This is a genomic window from Paenibacillus sp. FW101-FHT12H11 (genome assembly GCF_058790355.1).
The window spans coordinates 1,226,909-1,243,725 of the sequence record NZ_JBYTCO010000001.1 but is presented as its reverse complement, the minus strand read 5'-3'; the positions used below and the strand labels follow the sequence as shown (position 1 = coordinate 1,243,725).

Sequence of the window (16,817 nt, the reverse complement as noted above, 5' to 3'; positions counted from 1 at the left end):
CTCCTTTCTCTACATACAGCAATTAGCCGTTTCGACGGGTGACTAACTTGGCTGCATAGATGGCTAATAGGCTAAAAATTAAAATAAGAATAGAAACTGCGCTCCCAAGTCCGAAGTAACTGTTGTTGAAGGCCTGGGTATACATATAGATGGTCATCACTTCGGTATTATGAGCCGGCCCACCGGCTGTCATGACATAGATGAGATCGAAAACCCGGAAGCTGTTGCTGATGGAGAAGATCAGAGTGACCCAGATCGTTTCTTTCAGCATCGGGAGGGTGATGAACCAGAATCGCCTCCAACCCGTAGCGCCGTCCATGACCGCTGCTTCCCTTACTTCTTCAGAAATATTTTGCAAACCGGCCAAGAAAATAACCATATAGAAACCGTAATTTTGCCATAGATACGTGATGCTTACCGACAGCATGCCCCAACGCGGGGAACCCAGCCAGTTTTGTTTCAAGCTCTCCAAGCCGAAAAGTCCGAGCATGTTATTCATTAGACCCGATTCCGTACCGTAGACCATGTTCCAGATGAGTGAGACGATAACCGCCGAGATAATGACTGGGAGGAAAAGCACCGAGCGGTAAACTTTGAGCCCGCGCATCGAGCGGTTCAATAGCAAGGCAAAAAACAAACCTACCGGCAGCTGCCCCACAATACCGCTAACCATCATAAACAGGTTGTTCTGCACACCTTTCCAGAAGATCCCGTCTTTCAAGACCGAGATATAATTGTCCAACCCTACAAAAGACATGTGGGATAAACCGTTCCAATCGAAAAATGAGTAATAAAATGACATCAAGATCGGAATCATGGCGATGCCAATATAAATAATCAAGGCTGGCAGCATGCCGATAAAAATTGCCCAGCCCATCCGCCTCGTTACATGCATACATAGCCCTCCTTATGCGCTAAGTGATAAGTTGAGAGATGCCAAGAAGACGGAGACCCCGCAGGCTCCGCCTCTTGGCAGCCGAAGAACGGCTTTTGCCTCTCTTACAATGGGATAGACAGCGAACGGGACGCAGCCACAATTTCAGCAGCCGTTGTTTCCCGCCCGAGCGAATCGGATAAATATAAACCTTCGCTAATCAACATCGTCGCAAGCGCTATTTCCGCAGTCGGCATAAGTTCTACGCGTCCCTGCAGAGCAGCAATCCAGTGCTTCTGCGATGAATCGTAAGCCTCTTCGTTTTCTCTCATTCTGTGCCAACGAATATCCATGCGGTTAAGATCAATCTTGCTGTCCAGGTCGATGTCGGCTACCGTCGTGTGAAAGGTGATATCGGAAGTCATCTCTCCGGAATGGTACGATGGAAGCCGGATACCGCCTTTGGATCCCATAATGCTGCTTCCCTCAACGCCACCAAGATTAACGGCCCAAGCTTCAAAAATGTCTAGCGTGAGTCCATTGCGTAAAGTAACGAATCCAAGCGCCAACTCCTCCACATCGAACCCGCTTTCGGCACGCCGGGCCTCATCCATGTCCATTTCTTGGATGAGTTTCCCGGTGACTCGCTCTACTTCGGTTTCACCAAGCAAGTAGAGCATTTGAGCGATATGATAGACGCCCATATCGAGTAAAGCTCCCCCGCCTGCGCTTGCTTTTTTCGTGAAATACGCGGTGCCGAAGCCATCGACATAAGGTCTACCGCGACGCCGGAAGCCATTCGACCGAGCGTGGAACAATTTACCCAATTGACCGCCGTCAATCAGCGCTTTGGCCGCCTTTGTTTCTTTTTTATAAAGCGTGCTCAGTTGAATGTGAAGTTTCTTGCCATACTCCTTGGCTGCGTCAACCATAGCTTTGCCATCATAATAGGAGCCTGCGATCGGTTTCTCGCAGTATACGTGTTTACCCGCCTGCAGAGCAGCAATCGTTAATGGCGCATGAAAGTTGTTATGCAGACATACATCCACCGCATCGATATCGTCTCGCGCCAACAGCTCTTTATAATCCGTGTAGACATGAGCAACTCCGTACTTGTCTGCGACTCGGCGCGCTTCCTGTTCATTAATATCGCACAGAGCCACGACCTCGGCGCCTTCTATGGCTGCATACTGATCCAAGTGGGCTTTCCCTATAATTCCTGTTCCGATAACACCAATTCGAATCTTGGCATATTCCATCACGCACGCCTCCAGATCACTTATCCATTGTTCGGGCACGCAGATGCAAGCAATCGTTTCGCAGCTGCCAATGCCCACTCAATCTCGATATAAGGATTGGACAAAGCATTATATTCTACTGCCCAATACCCCTGATAACCAAACTCACTCAGGAACTTGATTGTTGATTCCGTATTCTCCGAGCTTAATGTCCGTTTGTCCAAATGGACGTGATTTACCCAGGGAGCCACCATTTCATTGCCTTGATTCCCGTCTATCCAACGATCGATATGCAGTAAAATACCGTATCCCGGATGATCCACGGCTTCAGCAACGCGCTTCATCCAAAGGGGATCCAACGAAATCCCTGTATGATTCTCAGGCCCCACTGTAAAACCGTAGTCGGAAGCTTGCTGAGCCAATTCTTGATAAGTACGAAACGTGTATTCGAACTGCTCCTCTGTCACTTCTCCAGGGCCGCGATTGGCATCAATACGAACCGTCTTGGCACCAAGCAATTTCGCCGCCTTCATATGTGCTATCGCATTCTGATATAGCTGCTGCCTGGTATCCGGATCAGCATCCCACAAATGAGCGCGATCCACCGCTATGTTAGCAACTGTTAATTCTCTCTCATCCAGGTTGCGTTTGATCTTCATCAACTCATCGTCATCCGGAAGTTCCCAGATGGGAACCTCACGGTTGGCGAAAAAGCCGTTCCAAAGATCTACAGCATCCAAGCGATACCGGTATTTCACCGTCTCCAGATAACCGTATATATTCATTTCGTTTTGACTTAAAAGCTGAAAGAAGGAAAATGCTCCGATGGAAGCTTTCATCTCTGTCACCCTTTCAAATCGTTAGCTTCGAGCTTACTTTCGCTTTCGCTAGCCGATTATTTTTTCACTTTATCCATAGCCTCTTGCATTTCTTTGGCGATTTGCTCAGGTGTTTTCTGTTTCATCGTAATGGCTTGCAGCCCGTTCTCAATCGAATCTTTGACGGACGCCGGCATCACACTGTCAAAGACAAGCGCATCGCCGGATTTCGTTAACTCCAGCATTTCTTTCAAATATTTGCTAGTGTCCGCAGGCATTTCGACTTTAGCCGGTACGACAATCCCTTTACTCATCAAGTTCTGGTACAGTTCAGGGGAGTAGAAATATTTCAGGAATTTATAAGCCGCCTCTTTCTTAGCTCCCGTTAATTCCTTGCTTAAGCCGATACCGTATTGGACAACGCCTGCACTTTTGCCAGCCGTTCCTTTTCCGCCGTCGATGGATGGGAACAAAGCGATCCCAATATTAGCGCCACCTTCTGTGTTGCTGACACGGAACTTCGTATCAATCGTAGAGCTCGTCATGGTCATAGCCGATTTCTTCTGCAGGAAGTAATCTTGCACTTGCACTTCATCCATGGTGTTCAAATCAGCATTAAAGGCATCAAGCTTCGTCAACTCATCGAAAATGCCAAGTGCTTTCACATAATCAGCATCCGTAAACTTAGCTTGACCTTGCTTCACCTTCGTCAAGAAATCCGTACCGGCAATACGATCCTCAACCGCGGACATGACCGTGGATTGAAGCGGCCAACGATTCTTATTGCCAATTCCCATCGGTGTCACGCCTGAAGCTTTGAGCTTTTTCACCAGATCGAGGAAATCGGCGTACGTTTTCGGAAACTCATTGTAGCCTACTTTCGCTAACATATCTTTGTGGTAGTAGATAATATCGACAAAAGTCATCTTGGTTGGAACGGCATACTGCTTACCATTTACTTTATATCCACCTAACGACTGTGGCGGCAAAATATCTTTCCATGTATCCATAATTTCATCTAACGGCATTAGTACGCCGGCATCAATGAATGGATCCATATCGACACCTGGATACAGAATAAACATATCCGGCATGCTGTTGCCTGCTGCCTCGGTACGGAGCTTGGTCCGATATTGAGCTGACGGGATATCCTGCATTTCAATCTTAATATCCGGATTCAACTGTTGAAATTTCTGAATTCTCTCTTTGTACAGCTGGTTATCAACGTTCGGGGTGGACCAGTTTTCCTCAAAAGTAAGCGTAACTTGTTGTTTCGAGGCGGGCTGTGTTGAGGCTTGCGTTTTTCCTGCTTCTTTCGCCGGCTCAGCCCCGTTACTGCAAGCTGTAATTGTCAGTAAAGCAGCCGAAGCAGCAGCTAACACCGATTTTCTAATTACTCCATGAATCATCCATGAACCCCTCACTTTATGTTATTATTTTTGACATTCATCTTACGCCTTTATTATATGATAACGTTTACCATGTTTGTATCCCATCAACTTATCATAATGTCTGAATTTTTAATGTAATATAAACTAACATACAGATGAATCTACCCAATTGGCAATAGAAAAATATTCCAGCAGCTAAAATTGACTCCGTCCATTAAATCGCATAAAATGGGGCCATACTTTCATAAAGACGATTACCTAATTCACCGAATAAAAAGGAGATTTCTCATGAGCTTACACAATCAAACGGCCATCCTTACAGGAGCTGGAAAAGGAATCGGCAAAGCGGCCGCCATCGCGCTAGCGAAAGAAGGTGTTCATCTTGGATTAGTAGCGCGCAGCCATGCTGACCTCGATTCCCTTCAACAAGATTTAACAAGTACATACGGCATCAAAGTGAGCATTGCTACAGCGGACATTTCCAAGAGAGCAGAAGCGGTGCGTGCAGTGGAGTTACTAATCGGGGAACTGGGTTCCCTGGATATCCTGCTCAATAATGCCGGAACAGCACAGTTCGGCAAGTTGGTCGATATGGATCCCGATCAATGGGAGCAAATTATTCAAACCAACCTGATGGGCACGTATCATGTGACGCGTGCTGCGCTGCCAACCATGTTGAGCCAAAACGGCGGAAGTATCATCAACATTGCTTCAACCGCTGGAGAGCGAGGTTTTGCCACGGGTTCAGCTTATTGCGCCTCAAAGTTCGCTGTTATCGGAATGACGGAAGCCCTCATGCAAGAGGTTCGCAAGTCAAACATTCGTGTTACAGCGCTCACGCCATCCACCGTGAACACAGAGTTATCCGTCAAAGCGGGTCTGCCGATAGGTGACGAGGACCGCATGATGCAGCCGGAGGATGTAGCCGAGCTCATCATGGCTGCTTTGAAATTGCCGCAGCGCGTGTTTCTGAAAACCGCAGGGATTTGGACAACGAACCCGCAGTAGCTGGCAAGCAGCTGTGGGAATAGCAATAAGACCGATAAAGGCCCGTTGGGGCTTTATCGGTCTTATTTTCGCTAACTCCAGTTAAATAGGTAAAAGTAGATCAGACACCTATTATAGCTGGAGAATTGGCTTTAATTGGAAAAGGCAACATCCACTCCGCCCATTGTCCAGCTCCTAAGCGACAATTGCTAACTCGCCTCAACCGGAGAATCTACTATTAATTAGAGCTGTATCAACCCTTCCCGCTTCTACAAATACGTGTAATTTTTATTAATAATCAGCGCATTCATTCTCCACTCCGAGCCTTCGCAGGTGCGAAATCGCAGCTTCATGTAACCATCACTTCTTTGCGTGATTGGCAAAATATCCGTTGCAAATTCGCCTGCCTTCAGCGTTTTCTCCGGTGTCCACATGCTTCCTCCAACGATTTCTATCTCCGTATAGGATGGCGCCTCTTTATCGCCGGATACGAAAAGCAAATCATATCTGCCTTTTGGAAGCTCCACCACAAACGTCGCTTCCCTCTTTCCACCGATAAAATCCCTCCGCAGTTCGTCCGGCCCCAAGCGATCGGTCGCCTCGAGATCCTCAGCACACTCCCAGCCGATGCCGTTATAAGGCTTAAACATCGAATCCAACGTTACTTTACGGAACGTTTGACCGAGAACCCCATCCACATGAACCTGTCTAGGCAGCACGTTGGTATAATCTTTCTCCAGGAGATGCGATGCCACGCCAAAATCCAACCGATAAGCAGCCAACCTCGATTCCCTGGCATTACCGGAGTAATAATCAAAGGTGAAGTGGTCGAGTAGTCTGGCATGCTGTGTATCTTGGTTTTTGCCAAGGAACACTCGCCGATGTGTATGAGCTTCATGAACAAGCGGATAGTCTCGCTCGACGGCCTGCCCATCAGAGTCAACTCCAAATAACTCAGGAGTGGAAAATTCTCCGCGAGGATAAACCGCATACTCTCCGTTTTTCTCCGTTTCAAAAGAAATCCGTCCGTCTTCTTCGACATGGTCCACCCTGTTCCAAGATAGACCCTCTTTGTTTGCAACCATTACCTCATCGCTAACGTGAAACGGATTGCGAATCACAACCCGCTTGCCGGCCTTACTCTGGATCGTAACCCAAGCGGTTCGGCCATTTTTCAGCTCTGCGCTAACTTCGAAGGCGCCTACTGCCAGCAGGCCTCGAAAGGAACAGTCGCTCCATTTCTCATATCGCTTAACCTTCCAATCTACCTCATGTTCGTAGAGGCCCATCGAAAGCTCCGGCTCTGGCTTACCATCAGGCAGCGCCGGGAACACCTCAATCACGCCATCATAGCTTTGAAGCAGCATTTCGTTCACGCCAGCAACCAATTCACCCGAGGCTTCCATCATGTGCGGATGGTACAACGGCTCATTGGTGATGTTGCAATAGTTCATCCACCGTTCCGTTTCTTCCGCAAACAAGCCATTGCACCTGAGCGACAAATCGATGCCTTGTTCATAGAGCAGCCTAAGCGCTGCGTTGCCCTTTCCCAATCTCGAAGCGGCACAGGACAGCCAACCGAATTGAAACATCCCATATTCCGTCTGATTAGCTGCATACCGGAGCGTATTTTCTCCTCTTTTCCGCAGATGGGTTTCACTATTTCTATCGATTTCTCCAATGGGATAAATGGGCATAAGCAGCGAAGGGTGCCGCAAATGCATATCGGCAGGCGCCCATTCCGAGTCCAGGAAAACATCTCCATACGATTTGGAAACAGCTGTTGGGTACTCAGCCAAGCTGTCCGCAAGCGCCATCCACCTTAGCCGATCCTCTTCCGCTTCACCAAGCAGCTCTCCCGCATCCGAAGCGATCTTCAATAAGTATTTAACTGCTGCAAGGGAACAAGTTGAGTTCCGAGTCAGAGGCCCCTGCTCCGGAGAAATGTCAGGAAATATCTCATAGCGCCCCGAGCCCTCATTCAGCTGTAAATAACCTTCAAAAAATCTGGCAATCCGCTTAAACAGCGGATATGCCTTTTCTCTAAGAAAATCAACGTCCATGCTGTAGCGGTAATAATCCCATAGGAATTGCGCACACCAAGGCCAAATGCTTACATACATGGCATGCGGGTAATCACCCGCAACGCCTTCAAGCCTATAAAACTGCTGCGACATTCGCTCAGCGAGCTGCACATAAGAAAGCAGCCCCTCGTTGAACGCCTCAGCAACTTCAAGCCGATTAGCCGTATAAAGCGGCCAAAATGCCGCTTGAATGTTAACGTCCCAATACCACATGCTGCCCCACTTGGTTGGCTGTTTAATATCCCACAAGCCGTTTAATCCGCATGCTTGCTCGCGCATCCTGCCGCCATTCCCGCTGCTGGAGGCAATTGCGTATAGATTGATATACCAGAGATCTTCGAGCATTTTATCCGGCAAGGTGATCGAGCTCCGGGACCAAAAGCTTCTCCAATAGGCTTGATGATGCTCCACCATTTCTGCCACTTCCACATGCGAAGCTGGCTTCGTCAACCTCATCAGCGCAGTCGAAAGGAGTTCCTTGGTCTCTTCCTCCGTGACCACCGTTGTTAGCAGTGTCAGGTTTGCCTCCGCATCCCGAAGAGCAATTTGCAAGCTGTCGTCGGGACCGGCAACTACACTTCCTTTGGCACCAATGATTCTCATCATCACTATGAACGAGAACGGATCGTAACGTTCCTTCTCTTCACCGTCCGAGTAGAAAGCGCCCACGTAATAAAAGGTCGTATCATCCAATTGATGATACGTCACTTGCATATCCACATATCTTCTAGGGGGAACAGTTAGCGCAACCGAGGGTAACAACGCGCCATTCGTCTGGCTGATTGAGGTGATCACGTAATCGCCATCCTGAGCAATGATCGTGCGTACGCCAAGTTTATCCTCATTTTTGACCACATTTAACTGAGCAACTGCCTTCTCAATATCAAGGGATAACGAATAGTGATCAGGGTCTGAAAGCTCCTTGGATGGAAAAAGATGAAGTTCCCCCGTCGGATAATGGGAGGCCCCACCCGAGGGTTTGCCATATTTCCTGTACATGCTGTTCGGGTTTAATGCGTCGCCATATAGGAAAAACGGGCCTTGTTCGGGATCGCGATACCTCTCTTCAGCCAGCTTTTTCAATTCTTCAAATGTACGTCCATGCTGAAACGTAAAATCCGGCCCCTCACCATTCCGATACTTCTTACTGTAGCGATGCAGCTTTTGATAATAAACTTCATAATGATTAAGCGCCAACGTCAGCTTGTTATCTTCGAAATACACCATACCGCCGAAGTGTCCATTGCCGATCGGTAAAGCCTCATTCCAGCTGCTCGGAGCATTTTCAAAAGAAACGCCTCTCACAGGATCCCTCCTTCCGCCTCTATCTCATGGTGAAATCGTCCCTGCTTACTCCTTAATGGCACCAATCAGCACACCTTGAACAAAATATTTCTGAAGGAACGGATATAAGCAAATGATCGGCAGCGTAGAGACCATAATTGCCGCATATTTAATGGTTTCTCCAATGGCATATTTGTCGTCGCCTCCACCCGCCATCATGGAATCCGTATTGTTGGAAATCAATATTTCACGGAGCACGAGCTGGAGAGGATACGCTTCACGGTTCCGCAAATACACAAGCGCGTTAAAATAAGAATTCCAATGCCCAACCGCATACCACAAAATCATAACGGCAATAACCGGCATCGAAAGCGGGATGACGATTCGGAATAAAATCACCCAATCATTGGCCCCGTCCATCCTGGCCGACTCTTCCAAACTGACCGGGATGCCCTGGAAAGAAGTTCGCATAATAATCATATTAAACGTATTAATCGCACCTGGAATGAGGATGGCCCACATCGTATTCATCATCCCCAGAGAGTTCACAAGCAGGTAACTCGGAATGAGTCCCCCATGGAAAACCATCGTCACAACGATGAAGAACATGATGATATTTTTAAAGTAGAGATTCGGCCTGGACAACACGTAGGCGCCGATCGACGTCATGAGCAAGTTAATTGTCGTACCTAGCACGACATAGATCAGCGTATTCTGATACCCTTTCATGATCATCGGATTCTCAAAAACAGCCTTGTAGGCACCGAGATCAAACCCCGCCGGTTTGAGCATGATACCGCGATGCTGCAGCAAGGATGTCGCATCACTTAGCGAAGCGAACGCGACATATAAGAAGGGATACAGCGTGACGGCGCAAAGCACGAGCATCAACAGCATATTGAAGTAGCCAAATGTTCGCTCTCCACTGGTTAGTTTCATGTGCAAATCTCCTTACCACAGTTTGTTCTCGCTGATCCGTTTGACAAAGCTATTGGCCGCAACGATCAGAATAAAACTGATGACCGAGTTAAATAATCCCACTGCTGCGGTGAAGCTGTAGCTTGCCTCCAATACCCCTTTACGATAGACATAGGTCGAAATAACGTCTGCAGTTCCATAGGTAAGCGGATTGTAAAGCAACAGCACCTTTTCGCTGCCAACCGTCAACATATTGCCCATTTGTAAAATAAACAAGATAACAATGGTCGGCATGATGCCTGGAATCGTAATGTGCAGCGTCTGCTTCCAGCGGTTAGCGCCGTCCATCCTGGCCGCCTCGTACAGCGTCGGGTCAATCGTCGACATTGCCGCCAAATACACGATCGAGCCCCAGCCAATGCCCTGCCAAATGCCGGACGAAACGAACAAAAAGCGGAACCAGTTCTCATTCTGCAAGAAATCAATCGGCTCTATACCAAAGATTCCAGTCAATTGATTAATAAGCCCGTTGCGGCTTAAGAAATCGATCATCATCCCGGCCACAACCACGATTGAAATAAAATGCGGCAAATACGAGATGGATTGAACAACCCGCTTAAATACACTATGGCGGATTTCATTAAGCAGCAGAGCCAGAAGGATCGCTGCCGGGAACCCGAACAATAGATCATAAAGGTTGATCAAGATCGTATTTTTTATTAAGCGCCAAAAGTAGATTCCGTTAAAAAAGCTTACGAAATGTTTAAATCCAATCCATGGACTTCCCAAAATTCCTTTGGCCGGCGAAAAATCTTTAAACGCAATTTGCAATCCATACATCGGTCCATAGTGAAATATAAGGTAATATGCAATGACGGGAAGCGCCATGACGTAAATGGACCAGTGCCGTTTCACATCTGCGCGTATAGTTTGCAGGACAGTCGGATTGCGACTCGTTTTCATTGTCGTTACGGCATATTCAGCCTTTCCATTCGCAGGACTTTGCCTCATCGTCTCCCTATCCTTTCTTTCAAGTTTCTAAAAGAAATCGAGGGGATAAACAATTCCGGTTCATCCCCCCATTCAATTATTTCTTAACGTTTGTTGAAACGTTCAAGAGCCCCTTGCTGGATTTTAATCGCTTCATCAATCCCCATGCTCTGAATCTTTTTCACATATTGATCGAAGTTACTGATCGGTTCGACCCCCATAATGAATTTCAACAGCATCTCATCTTGGTACGTTTGGATGTCCGTTACAATGGAGGCGAATTTGCTGCTTTCATCCTGCGTTGGAGAAACAAGCGGGATCTTCCGTTCAGCCGTTGGCTGCGACCAGACTTCCAATGCTTTCTTCTGTTGAGGCAGAGCCAAATATTGCATTTGGAAATTATCGCTGAGGACAAAAGGAGCACTCCATGTTGCCCGATTATACTTGGCAATGGCTTGCTGGATACTGGTTCCTGCCGGTGGATTCAAAATCTCAGGAAGGAAGGTTGCTTTGCCATTCTCCATCTTATAGCTGGTGCCCTCCACCCCGTAGTTGAAGAGCAGATCGCCTTTGTCACCGTAAGCATAATCCAGCCATTTGACGGTTTCGATCGGATTTTTATTGGCTGTGGAAATCGCTGCTCCAACGCCGTTATAAGCAAAATCCTTTTGCCCCCAAATCGCTTTATCCCCTGCTTTTAACACCGGATAAGGAGCCGCTTCGAGATCAAATTTCGGATCCTTGTCCTTCATAAGCCCTGCATATTTCCCAATGCCTCCCCCATTAAATGAAGCGGTTGCTCCTATGAGATTGGTCGTCATTTTGTTATCGAACAGCTTATCGTTAGGCGCTGCGAAATCCTTATCAAGCAAACCTTCCTTATACCATTTGTTCATCGTGGCCAGGAATTCTTTGTATTCGGGCTGGATCGGACCATACTTCACCTTTCCTCCGTCCTGGTAGAAGCTGTAGTTAATGCCCCAAGCTCCAAGGAAAGGCGCATCCGTAGCAAACAGGTTTTTGTCCAAATAAATGGGAATCTCATCCGCTTTGCCGTTGCCATTCGGGTCTTTTTCTTTAAATGCTTTTAAGACGGTGTACCATTCGTCGATTGTCGTCGGCATCTTGAGGCCCAGTTTATCCAGCCAATCTTGGCGGACCGATGGCCCGAAGAATACTCTGACCTTGTCATCTCCACGTAAGAACGGGAAAGCATAGATGCTTCCTTCATCTGTTGAAATTTGCTTTTTCCAATCCGGATGCTCATTCAGCAGCTTTTTAAGGTTTGGTGCATATTTATCGATCAAGTCATTCAATTTAATGATTTTTTTATCTAAAATCGCTTTTTCCGGCCCACCGGGATATCGGACGACCGCACCGCTGGTGGCTCCCCAACTCGCTTCAATAACATCCGGCAGCTCGTTCGTTGCAACCATTAAGTTGAACTGCTCTTGGGCCTGTGGAACCTCAAGGGGCGGATGTTGAAACTCAACCTTGACGCCGGTTACTTTCTCAAGCTCCTTGTACATCCCCATTTCAGCATACGTTTTCATCTGACCTGAAGCTGCCGGGTGATTCGGTACCCAGTACGATAATTTAGTCAATTTTGCCGGTTCAGCACTATTGCCCGTCTGTGGCGCAGCCGATGAACTTTCGGATCCTGAATTACTGCTGCAGGCAGCTGCCGAAGCCACCAGAGCCGAAAGCAATACGATAGATCCAACTTGTTTCAAACGTTTCTTCATTCTTCATGCCTCCCTTTATATGAGTAACCCTAAGCTTGGTTGGCACCGCGTTCGTCTTCCAGCACCTGTTCCCAGTATGCTTCCCCAGCCCCGACCTGACTACTGCCTAGTTCTCATCCCCGTTGTATTTTAGTAAGAAATACGGGCGATATGAGAATTCATCAGTCCATCTTAGAAATCGTCAGTAGCTGGCGTGAAAGAAAAAGCAGCCCCAAGAGGCTGCCTTTTATGCGTCTGAGTGAATGATTTCCGGTAACATCGTCTCACGGTATTTACCTGGCGTTACGCCCTCGAGCTTCTTGAATGCCCGGATGAAAACGACATCATTATTGTAGCCAATCTTTTGAGCGATCTGTACAATGGTCAGTTCTTTGTTCTCCATTAATTGCTTGGCTTGTTGAATCCGTTTATGCGTAATGTAATCCAGCAGGTTTTGTCCCTGATGTTTTTTGAAGAAGGTAGATAGATACTGCGGTGTCATTTGAATACGTTCCGCAATTTGTGCCACGCCAAGGTTCGAGTCATCGAGGTGCTCGTGTACAATGCCAATAATTTCCTCCAGGCGCTGCGTGCTATGGCCGGATCGATCCACATTAAACGAACGGGTCAGCGTTTCGTATAACTCCTTCGTTTTCGAGTACATCCCTTGCGCAGTTGGATAGCTGAACACTTCTTTGATCGGATCAAAGTCAGCGCCAAGTACTTGCTCCTGATTCGTATTCGAGGAGTTAACTATTTTCAGAAGCGTACTTGTCACGTTAAAAAACAAACCTTTGCCTAACTCAGGCGTCATATGACCGGAGTCAAAATTCATCGCATATATTTTATTAAGCAGCTTTTCCACATTTTCGGTATCCCCGCTTCGCACGAAATTAATCAGCTGGATCTCACTTTCAAGCGGATAGTAGTAATGCTGTTTCACTTCAAGAATATCCTGAAAATGGATCGTGGCATGTTTCCCCAAAATCAACCTGTATTCAAGCGCTGCCAGTGCTTCAGGATACGAGTCTCGAATGGCTTTGGGGCCTGAATGTATCCCGCCGACGGCAATCGTAATGCCAATATGGAATCTTTGCGACGTGATGCTAAAGAGCGAATCCGCGATATCCCGGATATCGGATTCGGCGAATTCCTCGCGATCTGCTGTTAGATTCATGAGAAGCGCAATGCGATCCCGGTCGAGTTCAACCGAAAATCCTCGATGATTCGCCGCAATCAGATCCGCGCCAATATTTGAAATAATGAACCTGGCATGCGCCCATTGCTTCTCATCTTCTTCTGCCGCTACAAACGGAATATCCTCAATCTTGACGAGCAGCACGGCGAAACAGTCACTTGTAAATTTCAAATCCATAAATTGCAGCGAGTCCCCGTTTGCTGCCGACACATCGACATCCATGTGACCATTCAGAAGACGAGATAAATAGTTGGCCCGAATGAACGGGATTTGCTGCGTTAGCGTCATGCGCAGGTTCTTCTCTTCATGGATGGAGCCCTCGACGGTTTGCCGAATAAACTCGTATTCATTCGAGGCCGGGCGCCTAATCATTTCTTTTCCGCGCATAATCGCGTTTACTGTTTTTTGGAGAGGTTTGTACGTACGGTAGGCGCCTATGCTGACAGCCACTAAACCGCAAATTAAGCAAAGAATAAACAGGCCGATGGACCAACTCTGGATTTGATTCACCTGCTGCATGAATACGTCATTGGGCATAATCGATACATATTTCCAACCCGCTTTTTGCGAGGAGGTCACCGAAACCACTTGGTCAACCCCTGCGAGCCGGTAATCAAATGGGCCGGAACTCTCTTGAACGCGCTCTAACAAGTCGCTTGGGAACGGAGAATCGCTGTTGCTCATAATGGTTTTACCTGCATGATCAATGATATAAACAGAGCTATGGCTCGCCGACTCCATCTGCGCGAACAATTCCTTGACTTGATCACCATCAATCAGCACGATGAAACTTCCGAGATTTTGGGATTGCGATTGAACGGGAAGGGATTGCATATAAGTAATCACATTTTTCGGGACTTGCTCTTGCGCGTCGGATAAGGGAGTTGCCGGCAAGTAGGACATTTTATGCTCCTTATCCAGCAGCTGATGCCACTCTTCGTATGACATGTCCTTATAAGCGTAATAAATGGAATAAAACGTCCGCGAATCCGACACCAAGTCCGGTTTGACGATGGTATCGCTGTTTGCGAAGTAGACATAATAATCGAGGATAAAATTGCTGGTCATACTGTGATACTTACTCATTTTGTCGCGCATGAATTGAATGAATTCATATTTGTCAACATCATTTGGATGGGCAGGGATTCTAAGCATATAATCCAGCTTCGGGTCAAACACAACTTGGCGCATTAACGTATCTACTTCCGCCAATTTGTTATCCAGCGACAGCTTCAACTGCTCAAGCATGGCGCCATTCGATCTTGTCGTGCTTCTCTCCAAGCTTTGTTCCACCTTCGTATACAGAAAAAGCCCCATTGCAAGCGGTATCAAAAGTATAAATAAGTTGGAGGCGATGATCGTTGAAAGCGCACTTTTGCGGCTATCGACGAGGCGTAAGAGGAAGGGCAATTTCAAAACAAACCCACCGTCCATTCCGTAAGCGAATTTATTAGAAATTGTATCTTCTCTTCACCAAAGTTGCAATACAACTTTTTGATTGTTGGGTCCTATGCCGCAACACGTATCGGATTCAGCTCGTTCAGAATTCGACTGGCAGGGACCGCCGCCATGCGCCGGCGAAGCAGCGCTCCGTATTTTACTTAGCGGAACTGGAGGCCTCTATTTTGGCGAAAACGACGTATTTCCCCTCGGAGCGGAACTACAGGCGCTTATTTGTCCCCCATGCCACGTTTTCGAGCAAAATTGGCGAAATAGTGGACTGTAGTTCCCCTCGCTTGCGGGAACTGCCCCTTTTCAGCGAAATAGCGGACTGTAGTTCCCTCGCCGACGCCGATGTCAAAAAAATAACCTCCCCTTTATGCATGGGGAAGGTTCACTCTTCTATTTTTAATAAAAGCAGCAAATAAATATCGAACAATCGGCCCTACCAGAATGAGTTGAAGAGGAAAAGCGAAAATGAAATTTTTAGCTACGATCCTCAAATAACTCCCAAGGAGGGACGCGCCATTCAGCCCGTTAGAAAAATAAGCATTCCCTAACCCGTAAAGAGACATGCAAAGCACCATCCCACTCACCATAAAAAAGGCCAGAGATACAATCACCCATAGCTTCTTGGATTTGTCATACGGTAACGAGAAAGCCATCTTCTTGGCCATGGGACCAACGACAAGTAACTCCAATAAGGAGGCGATAACAAAGACTAGAATGAGTTGAAAAATAATTTCTTTCAAAGTAATTGCGCCTATCAATCCATTGGTAAATAAATTATAAAACGTCATGCCTAGAACCATCCCCAAACACATCATCAGCCCAAAATAAACTTCTTCTCTTTTCGTTGTTGGCAATTTACATCATCCTCTCAGTTTACTTTTGTAAGTATAGAGAAAATGAAAACCTCCGTGTAAGTGAACAATCCGTGAACTTTTGGATGATGATGCAAAAGATCCGCCCCACCGCGGAGCGGATCCTTTCGGCTACAAGTCTGTGCGGAGACTCCATAATTCCGGGAAATAACGCTGCGCAACAACGTGTTTCAAATACTCCACACCAGCTGATCCGCCTGTCCCCGACTTGAATCCGATGATCCTTTCAACCGTTACCATGTGATTGAAACGCCATTGTTGTTGGCGGCTGTCGATATCAACCAGCTTCTCCGCAAGTTCATAGAGATCCCAGTAGCGCTCCACATCTTGATACACCGTCAACCACGCGGCTTTGACACTGGCATTCCCCTTGTATTCCTGAGACCAATCCCGCTGCAAATGATCCGCATCGATTTCCAAGCCTCGCATAGAAAGAGCTTTCACCGAAGCATCATAAAGGCTAGGTTCATGAAGAGCTTGGCTCAATTGTTGGTGGAGCTCCGGTTGGTGCTCATAGACCGACAAAACCTTGGACTGCTTGCCTCCCAACATGAATTCGATAAGCCGATTTTGGAAGGATTGGAACCCGGATGAGCGGCCCAGGCTGTTCCGAAATTGCATATATTCAGCGGGTGTCAATGTCGACAGAACATCCCAGGATTGGATCAATTGCTGCTGGATTCTGGAGACGCGGGCTAACATTTTGAAAGCCGGCTCCAAATTATTTTGCTGAATCAGAAGACGTGCGGCCTCCAACTCGTGCAAAATCAGCTTCATCCAAAGTTCACTGGCTTGATGGATGATGATAAACAGCATTTCATCGTGATGCCCGGATAGGCGTTGTTGGCTGGACAACACCTTATCTAGCTGGAGATAATCGCCATAGGACATTTCTTTGGAAAAGTCGCCATGAATGCTGGCATCCGCTGCTTTTGACTGTGTTTGTTCATGGTTCTCTGAATTGGACACGTGATTCACTCCTACTCT

At 47.2% G+C, this 16,817-nt stretch carries 12 protein-coding genes; 1 reads left to right on the top strand and 11 read right to left on the bottom strand.

From position 1 onward, the window contains the following. Nucleotides 1–22: 22 nt before the first annotated feature. From AC3WTJ_RS05165 to AC3WTJ_RS05150, 4 genes are all read right to left on the bottom strand, one after another. Complete coding sequence (locus AC3WTJ_RS05165; RefSeq protein ID WP_492520872.1) at nt 23–895, bottom strand: carbohydrate ABC transporter permease; 873 nt, start codon at nt 893–895, stop codon at nt 23–25. A 104-nt stretch (nt 896–999) separates the two neighbouring features. Then, nucleotides 1,000–2,133 (bottom strand): Gfo/Idh/MocA family protein, encoded by a 1,134-nt coding sequence (locus tag AC3WTJ_RS05160; RefSeq protein ID WP_492520871.1) that lies wholly within the window; start codon nt 2,131–2,133, stop codon nt 1,000–1,002. A gap of 20 nt (nt 2,134–2,153) precedes the next feature. Continuing rightward, on the bottom strand, nt 2,154–2,951 hold the full coding sequence (locus AC3WTJ_RS05155) for a sugar phosphate isomerase/epimerase family protein (protein ID WP_492520870.1): 798 nt from the start codon (nt 2,949–2,951) through the stop codon (nt 2,154–2,156). A gap of 56 nt (nt 2,952–3,007) precedes the next feature. After that, nucleotides 3,008–4,339, bottom strand: a complete 1,332-nt coding sequence (locus AC3WTJ_RS05150) for an extracellular solute-binding protein (RefSeq protein WP_492520869.1) — start codon at nt 4,337–4,339, stop codon at nt 3,008–3,010. Nucleotides 4,340–4,609: 270 nt separating this feature from the next. Between AC3WTJ_RS05150 and AC3WTJ_RS05145 the strand changes: the two genes are divergently transcribed. Continuing rightward, complete coding sequence (locus AC3WTJ_RS05145; RefSeq protein ID WP_492520868.1) at nt 4,610–5,329, top strand: 3-ketoacyl-ACP reductase; 720 nt, start codon at nt 4,610–4,612, stop codon at nt 5,327–5,329. A 248-nt stretch (nt 5,330–5,577) separates the two neighbouring features. Here the strand turns inward: AC3WTJ_RS05145 and AC3WTJ_RS05140 are convergent, their stop codons facing one another. The 7 genes from AC3WTJ_RS05140 to kynA form a co-directional block, all read right to left on the bottom strand. Further along, nucleotides 5,578–8,697: a glycosyl hydrolase family 95 catalytic domain-containing protein gene (locus AC3WTJ_RS05140; protein WP_492520867.1), complete on the bottom strand. Its 3,120-nt coding sequence runs from the start codon at nt 8,695–8,697 to the stop codon at nt 5,578–5,580. A 45-nt stretch (nt 8,698–8,742) separates the two neighbouring features. Continuing rightward, a complete protein-coding gene (locus AC3WTJ_RS05135; protein ID WP_157322498.1) occupies nt 8,743–9,615 on the bottom strand; it encodes a carbohydrate ABC transporter permease in 873 nt (290 codons plus the stop codon). 12 nt (nt 9,616–9,627) lie between these two features. Further along, the gene (locus AC3WTJ_RS05130; protein WP_492520982.1) at nt 9,628–10,557 is read right to left on the bottom strand and encodes an ABC transporter permease; all 930 of its coding nucleotides are present in this window, start codon (nt 10,555–10,557) and stop codon (nt 9,628–9,630) included. Nucleotides 10,558–10,688: 131 nt separating this feature from the next. Next, the gene (locus tag AC3WTJ_RS05125) at nt 10,689–12,329 is read right to left on the bottom strand and encodes a type 2 periplasmic-binding domain-containing protein (protein WP_492520866.1); all 1,641 of its coding nucleotides are present in this window, start codon (nt 12,327–12,329) and stop codon (nt 10,689–10,691) included. 226 nt (nt 12,330–12,555) lie between these two features. After that, on the bottom strand, nt 12,556–14,922 hold the full coding sequence (locus AC3WTJ_RS05120) for a helix-turn-helix domain-containing protein (protein ID WP_492520865.1): 2,367 nt from the start codon (nt 14,920–14,922) through the stop codon (nt 12,556–12,558). A gap of 401 nt (nt 14,923–15,323) precedes the next feature. Next, nucleotides 15,324–15,812: a DUF2798 domain-containing protein gene (locus AC3WTJ_RS05115; RefSeq protein ID WP_492520864.1), complete on the bottom strand. Its 489-nt coding sequence runs from the start codon at nt 15,810–15,812 to the stop codon at nt 15,324–15,326. A 129-nt stretch (nt 15,813–15,941) separates the two neighbouring features. Then, a complete protein-coding gene (gene kynA, locus AC3WTJ_RS05110) occupies nt 15,942–16,799 on the bottom strand; it encodes a tryptophan 2,3-dioxygenase (RefSeq protein WP_315955413.1) in 858 nt (285 codons plus the stop codon). Nucleotides 16,800–16,817: the final 18 nt, after the last annotated feature.